The 17405-nt window shown below is 47.1% G+C and carries 19 protein-coding genes; 13 read left to right on the top strand and 6 right to left on the bottom strand.

Translation table 11 applies throughout. The annotated features are described in order from the left end of the window. Nucleotides 1-233 precede the first annotated feature (233 nt). The 9 genes from Q0V21_RS14190 (at nt 234) to Q0V21_RS14150 (ending at nt 6329) form a co-directional block, all read left to right on the top strand. The gene (locus tag Q0V21_RS14190; protein WP_024629190.1) at nt 234-521 is read left to right on the top strand and encodes a Dabb family protein; all 288 of its coding nucleotides are present in this window, start codon (nt 234-236) and stop codon (nt 519-521) included. Nucleotides 522-694: 173 nt separating this feature from the next. Further along, nucleotides 695-1156, top strand: coding sequence for a DUF86 domain-containing protein (locus Q0V21_RS14185; protein WP_079345678.1), 462 nt, complete (start codon nt 695-697; stop codon nt 1154-1156). Between the two features lie 11 nt (nt 1157-1167). Beyond that, nucleotides 1168-2073: a DUF4261 domain-containing protein gene (locus tag Q0V21_RS14180; RefSeq protein WP_301879444.1), complete on the top strand. Its 906-nt coding sequence runs from the start codon at nt 1168-1170 to the stop codon at nt 2071-2073. Nucleotides 2074-2258: 185 nt separating this feature from the next. Continuing rightward, nucleotides 2259-2654: a YtxH domain-containing protein gene (locus tag Q0V21_RS14175; protein ID WP_024629193.1), complete on the top strand. Its 396-nt coding sequence runs from the start codon at nt 2259-2261 to the stop codon at nt 2652-2654. Nucleotides 2655-2879: 225 nt separating this feature from the next. Continuing rightward, nucleotides 2880-3689: a glutamate racemase gene (gene racE / locus Q0V21_RS14170; protein WP_024629194.1), complete on the top strand. Its 810-nt coding sequence runs from the start codon at nt 2880-2882 to the stop codon at nt 3687-3689. Between the two features lie 246 nt (nt 3690-3935). Further along, nucleotides 3936-5150 carry a M14 family metallopeptidase gene (locus Q0V21_RS14165; protein WP_443145953.1) on the top strand — a complete coding sequence of 405 codons (1215 nt, stop codon included), beginning with the start codon at nt 3936-3938 and terminating at the stop codon, nt 5148-5150. A gap of 233 nt (nt 5151-5383) precedes the next feature. Further along, nucleotides 5384-5641: a hypothetical protein gene (locus Q0V21_RS14160; RefSeq protein WP_301879443.1), complete on the top strand. Its 258-nt coding sequence runs from the start codon at nt 5384-5386 to the stop codon at nt 5639-5641. 142 nt (nt 5642-5783) lie between these two features. Continuing rightward, nucleotides 5784-6086, top strand: coding sequence for a heme biosynthesis protein HemY (locus tag Q0V21_RS14155; protein WP_053783595.1), 303 nt, complete (start codon nt 5784-5786; stop codon nt 6084-6086). A 21-nt stretch (nt 6087-6107) separates the two neighbouring features. Further along, the gene (locus Q0V21_RS14150) at nt 6108-6329 is read left to right on the top strand and encodes a YuzB family protein (protein WP_024629198.1); all 222 of its coding nucleotides are present in this window, start codon (nt 6108-6110) and stop codon (nt 6327-6329) included. A gap of 98 nt (nt 6330-6427) precedes the next feature. Here Q0V21_RS14150 and Q0V21_RS14145 read toward each other — a convergent pair whose 3' ends face one another. Beyond that, nucleotides 6428-6826: a hypothetical protein gene (locus tag Q0V21_RS14145; protein WP_301879441.1), complete on the bottom strand. Its 399-nt coding sequence runs from the start codon at nt 6824-6826 to the stop codon at nt 6428-6430. 199 nt (nt 6827-7025) lie between these two features. Here Q0V21_RS14145 and Q0V21_RS14140 point away from each other — a divergent pair, with 199 nt between their 5' ends. Further along, nucleotides 7026-7307, top strand: a complete 282-nt coding sequence (locus Q0V21_RS14140; protein ID WP_024629200.1) for a hypothetical protein — start codon at nt 7026-7028, stop codon at nt 7305-7307. 173 nt (nt 7308-7480) lie between these two features. After that, nucleotides 7481-8311 (top strand): aldo/keto reductase, encoded by an 831-nt coding sequence (locus tag Q0V21_RS14135; RefSeq protein WP_301879439.1) that lies wholly within the window; start codon nt 7481-7483, stop codon nt 8309-8311. A 331-nt stretch (nt 8312-8642) separates the two neighbouring features. On the opposite strand, the gene Q0V21_RS14130 is transcribed toward Q0V21_RS14135, so the two are convergent. The 4 genes from Q0V21_RS14130 to Q0V21_RS14115 all read right to left on the bottom strand — a co-directional run bounded on the left by Q0V21_RS14130 (nt 8643) and on the right by Q0V21_RS14115 (nt 13422). Beyond that, on the bottom strand, nt 8643-9377 hold the full coding sequence (locus Q0V21_RS14130; protein ID WP_301879438.1) for a DsbA family oxidoreductase: 735 nt from the start codon (nt 9375-9377) through the stop codon (nt 8643-8645). Between the two features lie 159 nt (nt 9378-9536). Then, entirely contained in the window at nt 9537-9962 is a 426-nt protein-coding gene (locus Q0V21_RS14125) for a cytidine deaminase (protein ID WP_301879437.1), read from the bottom strand. 87 nt (nt 9963-10049) lie between these two features. After that, complete coding sequence (locus Q0V21_RS14120) at nt 10050-12050, bottom strand: LTA synthase family protein (protein ID WP_301879435.1); 2001 nt, start codon at nt 12048-12050, stop codon at nt 10050-10052. A 220-nt stretch (nt 12051-12270) separates the two neighbouring features. Further along, nucleotides 12271-13422, bottom strand: a complete 1152-nt coding sequence (locus tag Q0V21_RS14115; protein WP_301879558.1) for a THUMP domain-containing class I SAM-dependent RNA methyltransferase — start codon at nt 13420-13422, stop codon at nt 12271-12273. Nucleotides 13423-13663: 241 nt separating this feature from the next. Here Q0V21_RS14115 and Q0V21_RS14110 point away from each other — a divergent pair, with 241 nt between their 5' ends. Further along, nucleotides 13664-14296, top strand: coding sequence for an O-methyltransferase (locus Q0V21_RS14110; protein ID WP_301879434.1), 633 nt, complete (start codon nt 13664-13666; stop codon nt 14294-14296). A gap of 99 nt (nt 14297-14395) precedes the next feature. On the opposite strand, the gene Q0V21_RS14105 is transcribed toward Q0V21_RS14110, so the two are convergent. Next, nucleotides 14396-15607: an asparaginase gene (locus tag Q0V21_RS14105; RefSeq protein WP_301879433.1), complete on the bottom strand. Its 1212-nt coding sequence runs from the start codon at nt 15605-15607 to the stop codon at nt 14396-14398. Nucleotides 15608-16117: 510 nt separating this feature from the next. On the opposite strand from Q0V21_RS14105, the gene Q0V21_RS14100 reads away from it, so the two are divergent. Continuing rightward, nucleotides 16118-17323: a cytochrome P450 gene (locus tag Q0V21_RS14100; protein WP_301879432.1), complete on the top strand. Its 1206-nt coding sequence runs from the start codon at nt 16118-16120 to the stop codon at nt 17321-17323. Nucleotides 17324-17405 lie beyond the last annotated feature (82 nt).

The raw sequence follows: 17405 nt of genomic DNA, 5'->3' as shown, positions 1-17405 counted from the left end.
AGACAAAAGATCAAGCGACGGAAGTTGTCCCGGACAAACAGACAAACCCGAGTGAACAGACAGATAATACGCCTCAGGAGAAATCAAAGGGCGAATGAAAGCAGCCCCGATTAGATTGACTTTGAAGAGAACGTTTCCAAGTATCCTTTCGTAATAGAGGACGTTATGATATATTTTGGATACAAGAAAATTCATTCATACCAATTATTATACTCAAATGAGGTGCTTGTCTGATGATTAAACATATTGTTCTGTTTAAAATGAAGGATCGTTCTCCTGAAAGTATTGAAGCGGCTGCTACTGTTCTCCGCAATCTGCAAGGGAAAATTGATGTTCTGGTTTCGCTTGAAGTAGGTGTTGACGTGCTTCGTTCGGACAGATCTTTTGACATCTCACTTACAGCAGAGTTTGCATCACTGGAAGATCTTCAGGCATATCAGGTGCATCCATTGCATCAGGAAGTCATCAAGTATATGAACGAGGTCAGAGAGCAGTCGATTGCAGTAGACTACGAAATCTAATCTGTAATTCATTCTACTTTGGATAAAGGGGACTCTGCATGAGCGATTTAAGAGACGTTATGGAATTTTTATATATTTTTGTCGTGTTTCTGATCGCTTGTCCTGTGATGTTATTTTGGCTGAAGCGAAGAGGAAAAAGGAACCGATAATTCACTGAACGGGAAGTGAACATATTGTATTATATCAACAGGGAACAGATTGCGCGCAGGCTTGCTGCCGTACCGGAGGTGGCTGAAGGTCTCCGCCGCGCATCACAGGCTTGGGATGGCAGTCTAATGCTGGGTTTGGTACAGGAACGTTGTCTTCATCTGGCCATTGAGATCGTTACGGATGTGGGGAGTTACCTCATTGACGGCTTCATCATGCGTGATGCGAGCAGCTATGACGACATTATTCAGATTAACCACGAAGAGAAGGTTTTTGATCATGCAACCTATGAGGTGCTTAGTCGCCTCGTATCGTTGCGCAAGCCGCTCGTTCAGGACTATTACAGCTGGGAGCGGTCTGAACTGCACCCGCTGAGCAGTGACTTGCCGGGCGTGCTTGAACATTTTTCCCATCAGGTCCATACCTATGTGGAAAAAGAACTTGGACCTTTCCAGACTGCACAGGCCGAGGGACAGAGCAAGGAATGAGGGGAAGCAGCATGACGAACGAATGGAAAGATGATCAAGAAGGAAATCATGAAACGAATGATATACCATCCGGATTTCATCCGGTATATATGATTGAGCTGTTATTTCAGGAACGTCCTGTTATAGATCAGGGGCGTTTGCAGGATGCCATGAGCCGTCATACCGGACAAGTCCGGCTTGACGTGAAGCAGGGCAATGCAGAGCATAATCCCGAGATGTTGGTTTTCTACCATCTGGACCATAAGGTTTCTTTTCAGGAAGGTAACATTCCGGCACAGACTTGTGTGCTCCCTGTTACTGAAATTGTAGATCGTGCCCGCTTTGGAGGGGCTTTACAGCAAGCCTGGCACTGGCCAGAAGCAGGACAAGCTATGGAAACGATCCAATATTCCATCCGTCTTCACGATATGTTCACTGCTGCCATGCCGCGCAAACAGCGACTTGAATTGTTCCAAAAGACGATTCAGGCAGTCATGGAAGTGTTGCCTTGCGACGCGTTGTACTGGTACGGCAGTGACAAATTGGTTGAACCGGAAGCCTATATACTGTCACAGGAGCGTGAAGAACATCTATACGCTGCGATGAATGTGCGCATGTATCAGGCTGGAGGTACGGAGGAACAGCGTCAGCTGGTAATGGACACGGTAGGATTGTCAGCACTTGGTGTGCCTGATGTACAGTGTCATTTCATTGGACTAGATCCGGATACGGTAGCCCAGACATTACTGGGTGCCGCCTATTACATATTTGATCAGGGAGATGTTCTGCAAGATGGACAGACGCTGGGATCTTCCGGCGGACGACGCTGGCGTTGTGAGCATCAGGCGGCGATGATTGCACCGGGACGATATGTAATTGATCTGGACCCGGGGGATGAACATGCGGCTACTCCGCTTGAGCCGGCCCGGCAGACCTGAGGCGTATCACTATAACGTCAGCAGGTGCGGGAACGGTATCCAAAATTTTTTTGGTATCCGAGTGTCAGGTCAAGCCCTTGCTGCTTATACTGCATCAACAGAGTAGGCATTCGCCCGGATTGACGAGCAACAGTCCGTTGCTTGGTTATTCGGTACTTCATTTAAGGTAAAGGGAGAGATGCGACGTGAAGGATTCTAACAAAAGTTTGTTGTGGGGAGCATTAATCGGCTCGGTTGTAGGTTCAGTGACAGCTTTGCTGCTGGCGCCAAAATCAGGACGCGAACTGCGTCAAGATATTTCGGAAGGTGCACGTCAGGTGAGTGAGAAGGGTCAGGAATTGGCTAGCAAGGTAGGCGAACAAAGCGCACTGATCGTATCCAAAGTAAAAGAGACGGCGGATGTCGTTATCCAGGATATTCAATCCTGGGGCAATTGCGCTGAAGGTAAAGAAGTGCGCGTATCCGCAGTTATTACGGATTCCGATTCTTCCATTGATTCAGCTGGGGACAATGCAGGAAATGAGTCGGGTATTGAAGTCATCGCGAAGCTTCCTGCTGATGATTCGAAAGACAACATCTAAAGCTAAGCTTGAACGTGAGCAGGCTTTCCTCCATCTGGAGGGGGGCCTGTTTTGTTGTGCGTGGTCGTACAGGACCTGTACAATACGGCATTTTGTTTGAACCCTGCGATGAAATCGGGTAAGATGTAGGTACCTTTTTGCCTGAAAATTCATACGGTAGGAAGAAAGCTCTGGGAACCAATTTGTTAACAGAACCAATTCAATAAAGAAGGAAGCGGTGTGTTCGTGCAGCAAGCAATCGCTATATTAGACTCCGGTGTAGGGGGATTGACTGTCGCCAAGGAAGTGATGCGTCAGCTCCCACGGGAAAAGATCATATATTTTGGAGATACCGCCCGAACACCGTACGGACCCCGTTCGTCCGAACAAGTTAAACAATTCACGGAACAAATCGTTGATTTCTTGATCCAGTTCGATCCGAAGGTTATCGTTATCGCCTGCAATACGGCTACGGCAGCAGCGCTCGACTATATTCGAGCCAAGGTGAATGTGCCTGTTATCGGTGTCATTCATCCAGGAGCACGAGCAGCCATCACAGCCACGCGCACAGGACGCATTGGTGTCATTGGCACTGTAGGAACGATTGGAAGTGGTGCATATACATCTGCACTCAAACAATTGTCTCCATACATTGATGTGGTCAGTCAGGCTTGTCCGGCACTTGTGCCACTGGTGGAGCAAGGCGAATTCCGTTCCGAGCAAACGACAAGTACGGTGAAGCAATCTTTGGGCCAGATTAAACAACAGCCAATTGATTGTCTTATTCTGGGTTGTACGCACTATCCTTTTCTCATGGAAACCATTCAGGAGGTTATGGGACAGGAAGTGAAGCTGATCAGTTCGGCAGATGAAACGGCGAGGGAAATCAGTACGATTTTGTATGATAAACGAAAGCTGGCCAGTGGGGATGAGACGCCGGTACATCAGTTTTTTTGCACAGGGGACCCACGCATGTTCCAGAATATTACCCGCCAATGGTTGGGAGAGCAAATCTCCAAAACACCAGTTGTATGGCAGGTTACGCAATTATCATAGCGAATTTTTTTGATTTCTATAGCTTATAAGAATCCCGGAACCTAAGCGTTCCGGGATTTTTATGTTCGGATAGAAAAGTAGAAGAGCTTCTTCGGAAGATCAGCACGTTTTTCTTATGTTGGCGGGATTTGCACGATTCTTGTCACATGACGGACAACCAGCTCCGCATACATATTACATACAGTATGGACACAGGCGAGGAAAGAACAGGAGATTACAACGTTTCCTAAGGGGAAGGAGATCAACATGGAGCTGCAATGGATCATTGTTCATCAGGGAGATACCTTATCGCGTATTGCGGCAGCAAATCATATGACCAAGGAGCTGCTGGCCGCTCTTAACCCGGAAGCAGCGTCCCAGCCTTATTTGCTGACAGGACAGATGCTGCGCATTACGCCGGGAACAGGACGCAGATATGCAGTGCAGCCGGGGGAGAAGGTAGGCGTGATTGCATTACGTTTTGGACTGAATGAAGAAGAATTGCGAAAGGCCAATCCAGAAATAGCCAACATTCCGGACTGGTGCGGACGATGTATTCATATTCCCGATTCAAATGGAAAAACTATCGTAAAGTTGCAGGGAGAGTATGGTTACCGTGAAATGAACCGTGATATCGGTTTGTTGGAAAAGAAGTATCCATTTATCGAAAGTGGCTCGATTGGCAGCAGTGTCATGGGCAAGGCTTTGCCTTACCTTCGTTTGGGTCAAGGATCCAGACATATTCATGTCAACGCCTCTGTTCATGCGAATGAGTGGCTGACAACGGCGGTTCTGATGCGGTTCATTGAAGAATATGCGAAAGCCTACAGCACGAATACGCCGTGGCATCAATTTCAGACGGAGCGATGGATGCAGGAAACCACGCTTTGGGCTGTACCGATGGTCAATCCGGATGGAGTTGAATTGGTGCAAGAGGGCGTAGTTAATGACCATCCCCATGCAGAAGAATTGCTGGAATGGAATGCCGGGCGCTCCCATTTTACGCATTGGAAGTCCAATATCAGGGGAGTAGACCTTAACGATCAATTCCCGGCTTATTGGGAGGAAGAGGCAGCTAGAAGAGGGATAACGTCCCCAGGGCCAAGAGATTATGCGGGAGTCGCTCCCTTATCGGAACCGGAGGCGTTGGCACTTGCACAGTGGACCGAGCAGCATTCATTCGATGCTGTCGTTTCACTGCACAGTCAGGGGCAGGAAATTTATTGGAACTACCGAGATTTGGAGCCAAAGGAAAGTGCTCCACTGTCACGCAGACTGGCAAGGGCTTCGGGATACAAGGCAGTCAAGCTGGGTGGGAGTGATGCAGGATACAAAGACTGGTTCATTCAGAAGTTTCGGAAGCCTGGTTTCACGGTGGAAGTGGGTCTGGGGGTAAACCCGCTCCCCATGGATCAATTTGATGATATCTGCGTGGAGGTTGGTATGCTGTTGGCTGAATTATTAACAGATCGAGAGCACTAACAGGGAAGAGTGAGAATCCATATAACCTGACTTCACATAATTTGGATGGGAAGACATGAAACTTACGGGTTATCCACTCGTATAACAGGAACGGGCGCTGTTACCGGCGTTCGTTTTTTTATCTGTAAGTTGCATCATTGTTTCCGAATCGTTCTGGAGCGGGTAATAATGGGTGTGACGATCACGTGTATTCGTTTTATTTTTTGGTGTGATAATCATACGGAGGGGTTCATATGAAGTGGAGAAGACTGCTGTCGTTCAAACGATGGACACAAGTATTCAAACGGCTGCCGCGTCTGTTGCGGGCTCCGCAAATCCCTGTGGGAGAGAAGCTGCTTTTTATCATCCCGGCGCTGCTCTACTGGGTTTTTCCAGACGTGATGCCGTTTATGCCTATAGATGATATTGGTGTCACGCTGCTGCTGATGAACTGGTTTGTAAGTCGTGCGGAGCGCAAATATCCGGTGCTTACAGCGGATACGTCGTCTTAACTAGTGACGAAATGGGTGCTATTCACATCGATTTTGCATCAATGTTATTGCGGAACGCAGTAACTTTCTTTACAATAGATGCTGGAGTTTAGAAATGCTGAAATTGTTGGAACCAGCAATTACGATATAGGAGATGAATGGAATGAATTGCAAAATTACACGTAATGCCGCAAAAGTATTAAAACTTGAACTGGACAAGCCTGAGAACGAAGGTAAATTGCTGCGCGTTGTAATAACACATGCGCATGGAGATCATGCCCACTACGGACTTGATATTGATACGCCAAAAGAAAACGATACGGTAGTATCTACGGATAAAGAGATTGACGTCATTCTTGAGAATGACCAACCTTTGCTGGATGGCGTTAAAATTGATTACCTCTACTTCCCTGAAGAAGGCTTCGTTATTACGAACCCATCCAAGGGCAACCACGGCGACCACTAAGGGAGCGAAGAAGGGGAACTCATGGCTAACGATATCCGCGTATGCGAAAAATGTAATCATATCAGACTAAAATCGATTGTAGCCAAGTTGGAGAAAATGGCTCCGGATACGGAGATCAAGATTGGTTGCAAATCGTATTGCGGTCCTTGCGCGAAGCGTGCTTTTGTCTTCATCAACGGTCGGTATATCAGTGCTCCGTCAGAAGAAGAAGTGCTTGCGAAAGTAGCGAAATTCGTGAAGTAATTGTTTGGAAATGCAGTGGGCAGAGCAAACTTGTCCACGAGGGTAAAGAGAGGCCGTGGCCTCTCTTTTTTTAAGTTGTGATTGGACAAGGCACAGGATTAAAAGGTGAAGCCGGGCATCATTTCAACAATCTCAAAGGTATCCTCTTGAAATTCAATGGCGATGATCGTATCGCTTTTTTTAAAAAAATGAACATGACCCAGGCGCTCTTCCTCCAACTCAACCCATCCCGCTTCGGATAACTTCTCAAAATAATCGGATGGTACATATAACCCCTGTTCTCCTCCAATATGTTTCAATTCATATTTAATGCCTTCTTTATAGTTTGGATTGTCTGAATATGCCGTTAGGCTGAGCTGCTTTGCATTCACGGGAACCGGAATTTCGTTATTAATGGAGGAGCCTGTATATTCCGTTATTTCATACGTCGAAGCTGTACAGCCGCTGATCAGTAGCAATAAAGGTACCAGAATGAAAAGAAACCAAGAGTATTTCAAAACCAAACCTCCTTATAAAAAAAGGTACTTATCAAATAAACGCAGCAAACCCGGAAAAGGTTATACATAATTGATATTCATATTTAATTTGGGGAAAAGCGAAGCAATCTGTCATTGTTTCAGCAAAACAAGAATAAGGAAGGCCGATGTAAACCATCTTAAAGGGGTAACAGGAACATGATCCCAAGGAGGAATACTCATGCCGAAGCGTTATGATTCCAGTTTGCAAGCCGATACAACCGTATCCCAGGCGCAGAATGCAGTGAACAAACTTCATTTTGCCGTTTCCCAGGCAATGTCACATCCAACTGAACAGACCATTGAACAGGCAGAACGCCGTTTGGCGCATACCGAGCAGGCCATGCGTCAAGCCGAACTTTCGCTTGGAGGTCAGGGCGTTGAGCTGGCAGAAGAGATGTTCATTGAGGAGAAGAGAAGATTAAACTCGATCCAGAGTCAGAATGGGCAAGGGGATCTATAAGCGTTCCTGTCACACCAGCACCCGCAGAGCAGCAGTGCTTTGCGGGTTATTCATGTCTTTTTTGAATGGTCCAGAGAAAGGGATCTCAGCCAACTGTATGTAACATGCCGCTTAAAATTTTACGAGAAGGTTAATAGACCAAGAGCAGGCAAATTTCACACAGGAGGTACAGAATGACAAAACATATTACAGATTGTACGATTCTGAACAACGGCGTGACGATGCCATGGCTGGGATTTGGGACCTATCGAGCAAAAGGCGAAGAAGTACAGCAAGCGGTGGAGACCGCATTGGAAGTCGGATATCGGAGCATTGATACGGCGTCCGTTTATGGAAATGAAGAGGAAGTTGGACAAGCTATTGCGAGCAGCGGTATCGCCCGGAATGAGCTGTTTGTGACAACCAAGCTGTGGAATGAGGATCAAGGTTTTGATTCGACTTTGAGAGCATTTGAGGCCAGTCAGAAGGCGCTTGGATTGAATGTCATTGATCTATACTTAATTCACTGGCCTGGCAGAGACCAGTATAAGGAGACGTGGAGAGCATTCGAACGTCTATATAGCGAAGGAAGCGTACGTGCCATTGGTGTAAGTAATTTCGAAGTACACCATCTGCGCGAAATCATAGATGAAGGTGGAACGGTGCCTGCGGTGAATCAGGTGGAACTGCATCCAGGTCTGATTCAACAGGAGCTGCAGGATTTCTGTGGGGAACAGGGCATTCAACTGGAGGCATGGAGCCCGATTATGAGAGGCAAGCTGAACAAGGAATCGGCTTTGAAAAGTCTGGCCCAGAAATATGGAAAAACACCGGCACAGGTTATTCTGCGCTGGGATATTCAGAACCAGATCGTGACAATTCCGAAGTCGGTTACGCCTGAGCGAATTCGCGAGAATGCGGACATCTTTGATTTTGAATTGACTCCGGATGAGCTGAAACTGATTGATGCGCTGGATTCGGACAAACGGACGGGACCGCACCCGGATCAGCTGTTTTGGGATTGAGCATGCAGCTCAATCCCAAAATAAGTGTTTAATGGTCTAAGTTGTAGTTGTTCCGGTTACGGATCGTTCTTCGTGATATAAAATGAAAGCATAATCCTTTACACTAGGCCACTACGTGTGCAGAACAATCTTTCGATCGCCGTTATCCCCGGATTTTTGGAATTCCCTTTGGCAAAGGGTAAAATCCAGTGATAAATGCGAGCGCTCCGCTTCTCCAGATTTGTTCTGCCCTCTCTGTTATAGTGTAAATTATGAGTTCATCTTATGTGGATGGATTTTTAAAAAAAAGCAGCAGGTTCAGGGGAAGCCCCTTGATCCTGCTGCTTTTGTGTTATTTGGATGAGTCAGGTTGCGGAACCTCGCAGCCGTCTTCTGTGCATACTCCGCTGCCATCTGTGTCAGTGGTGCTGGACTCCACCATGGTGAAAGGGGAGCGTTCGTCCCAGGCTTTCTGGATAGCGTCATGGAATACCTCATCCGGTTGAGCGCCAGATACAGCAAACTTGCGGTCAAATACGAAGAAAGGTACACCCCGAATGCCCAACTGCTCACCTTCGGCCTGGTCGGCACGAACCTGTTCTGCGAATTGATTGCTCGACAATACTTCTGCTGCTGCATTGCGGTCCAGACCCACTTCTTCAGCCAACTCGATCAGGACATCGGTATTGCCGACATGTTTACCTTCGATGAAGATTGCTTGAAACAGTCGTTCGCTCAGCTCAAGCATTTTCCCTTGTGTTTCTGCCCAATGGGTCAGGCGGTGAGCAGAGAAGGAGTTGGTAGGGATCATCTCATCAATGTTGTATTCCAGCCCAGCCGTGCGAGCATTGGCATTCATCTGGGCATTCATTCCACGTGCCTGCTCCACACTCATATTGTATTTGGCGGCCAGATATTCTGCGTTGGTTTTGCCGCTGTTCAATTCAGCATTTGGATCGAGTTCAAAACTTTTGAACTGTAATTTCACTTCATCACGGTGTGGGAATTGTGCCAGTACATTCTCCAGGCGACGTTTGCCAATATAACAGAAAGGACACATAAAGTCGGACCATATTTCAATATTCATTCATTAAAACCTCCATCATTTTTAAATGAAACCAATACAGTTACAATTATATAGCGACTTTCTAACATTCGCAAGGTTGTGGTTACAGCCAGCTACCAAAAAAAAGAAAGTGCTGAAGCGTGCAACGGATTGCAGCCTCAACACTTATCGTTTAACTTCCTACTTATCCCGGTATGCCTTGGTCCAATGATAAGGCTGGATTTCGTCCAATCTCTTGTATATTATAGCTCCATCCGGATCGTGCACGGCAGCCTTCACATCTTCTCCCCAGAAAAACAATCGTTCCTGGCACACACCACAAGGGGTGAGAACCTTGAATTGCGAGTGCTCATCGTCGCGTGCCACACAGATTGAGTGGGTGACCCGCTCGTTTAATTTGTGGGCTTCCAGATAGGCTCCTGTTTCCATACACAGGTGCGTGGCGTCATTAATTACTTCTGGAGCTACGCTGATTAAGAACGAACCTGCTTCGGTATATACAGCCGCCGCGCCGCCCCACCCTTGAGGGTAGCGAAGTTTGACAAAGTTAGCAGCTTCTTCGAACAGCTTTTGTTCAATGTTGAATGGGACTGGTTGTGTTGTCATGGTCATGCATTAGCTCCATTTCATTGTAGTGTCGGGTTAAATTTTATATGAAGTATACAGTTACGTCAGCGTGCCTTTCCGTATCTGTTAGGATGCTGATTCAGACTTTTGCTCCTTGCGAAAACGCGAGATCAGGTCAAACGTGTTGACTGTATCTGACACATGCAGTCGCATTGACGCTTCATCGTAACCAGATCGGCAAGCATTAATATCCGTTTTGGCGCCCGTAGACAGATCGTAACAGGAGCCGCTGTCATACAGGTAATCATCTGAAGGGATATAGAAGAAGGAGCTATCCGTGAACGCACCAGTGCGCAATACCACCATGCGGGAGGAACCGTCGTACACATCGTTGCCCATATGGTAGTAGGATTGATCTGATATACCGAGAAGATGCAGAACGGAAGGCGTAATATCCAGCTGTCCTGCTGGCTCGTCAATCGTTCCGGCTTCGGCTCTGTCAGGCAGATGCACCAGCAAAGGCACTTCGTTCATAATTTGCTCCATGTCCAGATCGTTCAGCGAGCGTCCGAGAAATTTCTCATATTGTGGTTGTTCCTTAATGGAATTATCGTGATCCCCATAGAACATGAAGATCGTTTTGTCCCACAACCCCCGATTTTTCAGGTCTTCCACCATGCTGCCGAGCGCAGAATCGACGTAATGTACGGATTGCAGATAGTCTCCAAACATCGTTCCTTGGAATTCCCTGACATCCAGCTGTTGTTTATCTTGGGGTAATGCGTATGGATGATGACTAGTCAGTGTAATCAGGAATGAATAGAACGGCTCAGAAACCTCATTGCTCATTTTCTCAACCGATTGGCGGAAAAAGGACTCATCCGACAGGGACCAGCCAAGCGGGTCATCCTGTTCATAATCATTTTTACTGTAAAACTTGTCATACTTCATATTCTGATACATCGTATAGCGATTCCAGAATCCACTCTCATAGGCATGAAATACATTGGTACTATAACCGTGATCCTTCAATATAGAAGGCAGGGCATCATAGCTGTGGTCTGCGTAGCGGACAAAAGCGGACCCAACCGACAGTGGATGCATCGAAATATTCGCCCCAAAGTCAGCATCTGATGTACGGCCCTGACCTGTCTGGTGATAAAAATGACTGTAGTACTGGCTTTCCTTCATCAGCTCGTTAAAATGAGGCGTGATTTCCTGACCGCCAATGCTCTGACCAATCATGAAATTCATGAAGGCTTCGCCTTGAACAATGATGACATTGCTGTCTTTGTACTTGCCGAACATCGCATCCTTCAGAGGCTCAGCCTGTTGTCTGTTGGCAAAAAAAGCTTTCGCCTGCTCCAGATCTGTAGGATCGACCTGGGGCCCAGAGCCCAGATGGTCTTTGGCGTAGTTATATAGATCATAGCCATGAAAAGCAAGAAGTCCAGTAACATTATACATGGACACGTTCCACCAGTTGTTATCAAACAAGCCTTTCGCCCAAGTTTTACTATAATAATAAATCGGACCTACCGCGAGCCCAAGACCCAATATTAGAGCAATGCTGCCCGCAGTGAGTCGACGACGTAAGCTTGGTTTGCCAGAGCTTGACGAGTAAGAGTTCAATCCACTCGTATATGCGCTGGGGCGTCCACCACGGCGGTGACGTTTACTGAATAGCAGGATCGCTGCGTATGGGATGATCACAAGCCAATCAACAAAGAGCCACAGATCACTGGCGTGGATGAGCGTGGCAATACTATCACCCAGAGCATCGACCTGTCTGGCTTGCATCAACACAGGAATCGTCAGAAAATCCTGAAAGTAGCGATAATAAACCATATCGGCATAGATCAGTGCAGTAAGCAGCAGATGGATTACAACGAGCGATAGGATCATGCCCCGGCGAGGCAGCCACCAGGTCCAGAAGGACAGAAGCAGCAGCGAACCGATGGCAATTACTTTGTCCAGAAGCCCCATCGTAATGTTGTAGGCATGCAGATTGTGATGGAGCCACATTAATTTGAGTAGCATGAGTACAAGAAAAATAAGATATAACGTAAGTGGATGATTCAGAAGCCCGCGCGGCGTAAGGCTGCGTGTTGGCTTAGTGACAAACATATATGTCTCCTCCCAGATGAATGGTTTTGTTTTGTTAACGGAATGTAAAAATAGGGCTCCATCCATTATAGCGTGGTGTCATGGCTTTTCAACTATGCCCAGGGGAGAAATGCTTCATACGGAAGTAGCATCACCAAGATCAATTCTATGTCTCCTGGAATACATACAAAAAAAGCGCCCCTGCCGTGGAAGGCAAGAGCACTCTATCATGACAATGGTATTATTGTTGTGGTGTTTTATTTCGTGGAGGCAGTGGGCCCAAATACTGATAATATTGGGTTTCAATACGTCCATTGAACAACTTACGGCGCTTGTCTGCCTTGTGGCCGAAGTCTTCCTCGAACGATTTGGTCGACGTGATGGCAAAAAAGGACCATGTCGGCATATCGAGGTAACTGCGCCCTAAAGAACGCAGCAGCTTCTGCACTTCTTTCTCTTCACTCAAGCGTTCACCATACGGGGGGTTGGTAATAATGACACCATATTCACCCTGCGGTCTTGCTCGATGAGCAGGCAGGACGCTGACTTCAATGTCTTTGGCGAAGCCGGCACTCTTGATTGCTGCCTTTGCTACCTCAATAGCTTCCGGATCGATGTCGCTGCCCGAGATTTGCAATGGAATATCGTCGCGAACCGCGTCAAATGCTTCTTCGCGCGCTTTCTCCCAAAGCTCTTCAGGAATGACAGCCCAGTTCTCGGAGTTAAAGGTGCGACGCAGTCCTGGTGCAATGTTCCAGCCAATCATGGCGGCTTCAATCAGCATGGTACCTGATCCGCAGCATGGATCATAGAAGGGGCGGGATACATTCCAGCGACTGAGCTGAATAAGCGCCGCAGCAAGTGTTTCTTTAAGCGGAGCTTCGGTTACCAGTTTACGATAACCCCGTTTGTGCAGCCCGGGTCCCGTTGTATCTAAAGTAAGCAGGGCGCGATCGTTCAACAGAATGACCTCAATCACATAACGAGACCCGTCCTCGGGGAACCACTCCGTGTCATAAGTCAGCTTCAGTTTTTCTACGATCGCTTTTTTCACGATTCCCTGTGAAGCCGGCACGCTGCTTAGCTGAGATTTGTGGGAGCGACCTTCAACCGGAAATTCGCCATCGGCTGGAATCCAATCCTCCCAAGGTAATGCTTTGGTACCTTCAAACAATTCATCGAATGTTGTAGCAGGGAATTCACCCATTTTGACCAAAACGCGATCCGAACTTCTTAGCCACAGATTACACCGGCAAATATCAATATAATCTCCAGTGAAGTAAACCCGTCCATTGTCGATCGTAGCATCCTCATACCCCAGTTGTTTCAGTTCCCGGGCGACAACAGCCTCGAGTCCCATCGCCGAGGTCGCGATCAATTGCAATTGAGCCATGTGATTCATTTCAACTCCATTTCAAGCCGGAGAAGGAAACTCCTTCTCTCCGCTGTATAGTAACGGTGCGGCCTTGCCGCTTTCCGTGAAAAAACTTACAATGAGAAATGCGGTGAGCTTATGCATTCATCTCTTAGAGGTGATGCGGCAGTCAACCGCCTGTGTTTGACAACAAACATTTATTATAGAACATTGGCATCCATATGGAAAGCAGACCAAGTGTCCAAGGAGGATTTTAGCGGTGAATCTGACCCCTGACGAATATGTAAATCAATTATTTCAAGAGGATGCTCTCTTGTTAAAGGTAAAAGAAGCCATCCGATCGAACGGCATGCCGGAAGTTTCGGTGGCAGCGGCCTACGGGCGTTTACTCACTTTTCTCGCGAAAACTTCGAAAGCGGAAGCCGTACTCGAAATCGGTGTGCTGGGCGGATACAGCGGTATCTGTCTTGCTCGCGGTTTAAGTGATGGAGGAACCCTGACTTCGCTGGAACTGAAAGAGGAATACGCAGCGATGGCTCGGGGCCATCTGGAGGAAGGTGGCTTTGGGGATAAGGTCGAATATCGAATTGGACCCGCAGCCGACAGTCTGGAGCAACTGGCGCAGGAAGGACGTACCTTCGATTTCTTCTTCATTGATGCGGACAAGGAGAATTATCCCGTTTATCTGGATTATGCCATTAAGCTCGCGCGGCCAGGGGCGGTCATTGTGGGAGATAACTGTTTCCTGCGCGGTCGTACGCTGAATCCGGATAAGCAAGGCCCCGCTGTGCTTGCCGTTCGTCGCTTCAATGAGCAGATGGCAAGTGATCCGCGTCTTGTAACGACTATGCTGCCGGATTATGATGGTCTGGCTCTGGCCTGGGTGAAGTAAACAAGTTCGGATTAAAAAACAAGAGACGATCATCCCCTGATTAACAGGGAATGTGTCGTCTCTTGTTTTTTCAGAATGAATATAAAGGATGAGATCTTCTTAAACTTCCGGCGTTCCGTAAGTCTCGAACCATTTTTTGATTGTATCGAAATCATCGCTGAAGGATAACCCGAGCATGAGCAAAATGCGTGCTTGCTGAGGACTCAGGTTGTCACCAGCGATAACGCCTTTACCTCCGCCATATACACTGCCTGAACCTGTCCGCGTGGTCGTTACGAAGATTACGCCATCCTCCACTGCTTTAGTACGTGCTTGGCCCATGGCTTTCGAAATCCCGCCTGCTCCGGTACCGGACGTTACGATCCCTTTGGCACCGCCACGAACAAATCCTTCAATGGCTTCTCCACCAGCTTCCTGATAGGAAACCGCAATTTCCACTTTGGCGAGATCTGCCTTCGTGATTTTGTTCAGGTCAAATGCCGGCTTTAATGTACCTTCAGGCTTCAAGGCGCGTGCAGGAGCGCGGTAAATTCGAATATTTTCTTCATCAATATAACCTACTGCACCAAGCATCGGAGTTTCGAATGTATCTGTTCGATAATCATTCGTTTTGGTCACTCCGCGTGCCAGTTGAATGGTATCGTTCAACATCAGCACGGTCCCAAATGAAGTGGTGCGTCCGCTGCCTGCGAGCTTGATGGCGTTGTACAGATTGGCTTGTGCATCCGAGCCGATAACCGTCCAAGGGCGCATAGACCCTGTAATGACGACAGGTTTATCACTTTGAACGGTCATGTCAAGGAAGTAGGCGATCTCCTCCATGGTATCTGTACCGGTGGTAACTACAACGCTGTCATATTGAGCCAGAGCCTTGTCTACTGTCTGTGACAGGTCATAGAGATCAGCTATGGTATAAGATCCAGAACCTGAATTTCCGAATTGGAGTGTGCTAACATCTGCAATCTTCTGTTTGTCCGGTAAGGCATCGACCATTTCCCCGATCGGGAGTGTACCCGCCTTATAGTTCTGGAAGCTGGTCGCATCCTCGGATTGACCTGCGATCGTACCACCCGTTCCAATGACCAGAACATTAGGTAGAGCGGATTGTTTGAACGAATCCGATAGAGCTGGGATGGTCGTATTGCGAGCCGGAGTGGATGATGTGGTCTGAACTGCACTGGTTGTACCGCTCACTTCTACCGTAGCTGCCTGAGCAGCATAGGTTCCGATTGGGGACAGTGAGATGGTTAGAGCTGTCAAAGCAGCTGTGCTCCATACAGCCCAAGGACGAAGATTTGAAGTTTTTTTCATGAATAGCACTCTCCTTCAGGTTAGTTTCGTGTGATGTTTGATGAGGATAATATGTATATGAATTAAAACGATTGTATTTCATGTTAAATAATATGACAATATTAGATATAGATAGAGTAATCGGTTACATTGATAGATATGTAGAGTATATAGCTTGTTTATAAGGTTTTATGGATAAATATAAGAAGAGGTATAAAGAGAAATAGCTATATAAAAGCATATTGAAAATAGTTTTTTGTGTCATATTTCATTACATATGAGTCTTTTGTCCTGATAGAATTTAGAAAGGTTTTTGGGGAAAGTGTTGCCGGAGCGTGCATAGCAGAAGTGATCTTATACAAAACGGGTATCGGACCGAATAAGTTAGCAAAACTTGACGATTTTTGTAATGCGTTCTAGGAAAAGAGGCTCAATTATTGCCAAATATTTGTATGGACTTAGCGTTGAGTCTATAATATAGGATGATTTCAATATGTAAATAAATATATATTAATGATTGGAGGAGAAACGATGAACCAAGCACCGAGAAAGTATGCCAATTACATTCCGATCCGGGAACTGGAAGGGGTGGAACAACAATTATCTCCCTTCCAGGTGTACGCTGAGCTTCGTGACAACACTCCAGTCCGCTATGACAACCATCGAGAATGCTGGGATGTTTTCGGTTATGATGATGTGCAATATGTGTTGAAAAACCCCAAATTGTTTTCTTCTGAACGTGATCGTGCTAACGCCAGTATGCTCACTACCGATCCGCCGAAGCACAAGCAACTGCGGGATCTGGTTAATCAGGCGTTTACACCAAAAGCAATCGAAGCGTTGGCTCCGCGTATTCAGGAAATTGCGGATGAGTTACTGACTCCACATTTTTCAGGAGGTCGTATGCGGCTTATCGACGATCTTGCCACTCCGCTTCCGGTCATTGTGATCGCCGAATTGATTGGAGTCCCTGCCGCAGATCGCCAGAAGTTCAAAGACTGGTCTGATGCACTGGTGAAGGGTGCGCGGGATGATAGTGATGAAGCTTTCCAGGAGTTGATGGAAGAAAAGAGACGGAATCAACAGGAACTGGCGAGCTACTTCACGGCCATCATGGAAGAAAGACGTCAGCAACCAAAGGATGATCTGATCTCTTTGTTGCTGGCTGCGGAGATTGAAGGAGAGAAGCTGACCGCAGAGGAAGTGGTCGGGTTTTGCATATTATTACTTGCTGCCGGCAATGAAACGACGACCAATCTGATTACCAATGCCGTACGTATTCTGTCAGAAAAGCCTGAGCTTCAACAGCAGCTGCGAGAGCACCCTGAACTTATTCCCTCTGCGGTAGAGGAAACATTACGCTATTATCCGCCGATTGTGGCTATTGGGCGTATTGCCAAAGAAAACGTAGAATTGAACGGACAACCAATCCAGGCAGGGGAACAGGTGATATCCTGGGTGGGATCGGCCAACCGGGACAGCGCTAAATTTGAACAGGCAGAGGAGTTTGTGCCTGACCGCAAGCCGAACAGACATATGGGTTTTGGGTTTGGTATTCACTTTTGTCTTGGTGCGCCGCTTGCACGACTTGAAGCTAAGGTTGTTCTTGAGACGATGCTTCGGCAAATGGAAGATATACAGTTGGAGCCGGGAACCGTTTTGCAGCCGATACAAAGTGCCTTTGTATTTGGTGTGAAAGAATACCCGATTCAATTCGCAAGCCATCAGAGTCAATGAATCAACGTTGAGGTTTGGTCCAATTGAACAAAAAATGCCAAAAGCCGCTTTCATTGCCCAATGGGCGCTGAAAGCGGCTTTT

The sequence above is a fragment of the Paenibacillus sp. 11B genome (genome assembly GCF_030487755.1).
Taxonomy (GTDB): Bacteria; Bacillota; Bacilli; order Paenibacillales; family Paenibacillaceae; genus Paenibacillus; species Paenibacillus vandeheii.
Note: the sequence above shows the minus strand (reverse complement) of the source record. Positions and strands in the feature narration are given on the sequence as shown.

What these genes read in the sequence shown, in the direction of transcription:
- Q0V21_RS14160 (WP_301879443.1), top strand. Translation starts at nt 5,384, where the DNA reads ATGAAGTGGAGAAGACTGCTGTCGTTCAAACGATGGACACAAGTATTC.
- Q0V21_RS14120 (WP_301879435.1), bottom strand. Translation starts at nt 12,050, where the DNA reads ATGTTTGTCACTAAGCCAACACGCAGCCTTACGCCGCGCGGGCTTCTG.
- Q0V21_RS14135 (WP_301879439.1), top strand. Translation starts at nt 7,481, where the DNA reads ATGACAAAACATATTACAGATTGTACGATTCTGAACAACGGCGTGACG.
- Q0V21_RS14125 (WP_301879437.1), bottom strand. Translation starts at nt 9,962, where the DNA reads ATGACAACACAACCAGTCCCATTCAACATTGAACAAAAGCTGTTCGAA.
- Q0V21_RS14130 (WP_301879438.1), bottom strand. Translation starts at nt 9,377, where the DNA reads ATGAATATTGAAATATGGTCCGACTTTATGTGTCCTTTCTGTTATATT.
- Q0V21_RS14105 (WP_301879433.1), bottom strand. Translation starts at nt 15,607, where the DNA reads ATGAAAAAAACTTCAAATCTTCGTCCTTGGGCTGTATGGAGCACAGCT.
- Q0V21_RS14140 (WP_024629200.1), top strand. Translation starts at nt 7,026, where the DNA reads ATGCCGAAGCGTTATGATTCCAGTTTGCAAGCCGATACAACCGTATCC.
- Q0V21_RS14150 (WP_024629198.1), top strand. Translation starts at nt 6,108, where the DNA reads ATGGCTAACGATATCCGCGTATGCGAAAAATGTAATCATATCAGACTA.
- Q0V21_RS14100 (WP_301879432.1), top strand. Translation starts at nt 16,118, where the DNA reads ATGAACCAAGCACCGAGAAAGTATGCCAATTACATTCCGATCCGGGAA.
- Q0V21_RS14190 (WP_024629190.1), top strand. Translation starts at nt 234, where the DNA reads ATGATTAAACATATTGTTCTGTTTAAAATGAAGGATCGTTCTCCTGAA.
- Q0V21_RS14115 (WP_301879558.1), bottom strand. Translation starts at nt 13,422, where the DNA reads ATGGCTCAATTGCAATTGATCGCGACCTCGGCGATGGGACTCGAGGCT.
- Q0V21_RS14165 (WP_443145953.1), top strand. Translation starts at nt 3,936, where the DNA reads ATGGAGCTGCAATGGATCATTGTTCATCAGGGAGATACCTTATCGCGT.
- Q0V21_RS14155 (WP_053783595.1), top strand. Translation starts at nt 5,784, where the DNA reads ATGAATTGCAAAATTACACGTAATGCCGCAAAAGTATTAAAACTTGAA.
- Q0V21_RS14180 (WP_301879444.1), top strand. Translation starts at nt 1,168, where the DNA reads ATGACGAACGAATGGAAAGATGATCAAGAAGGAAATCATGAAACGAAT.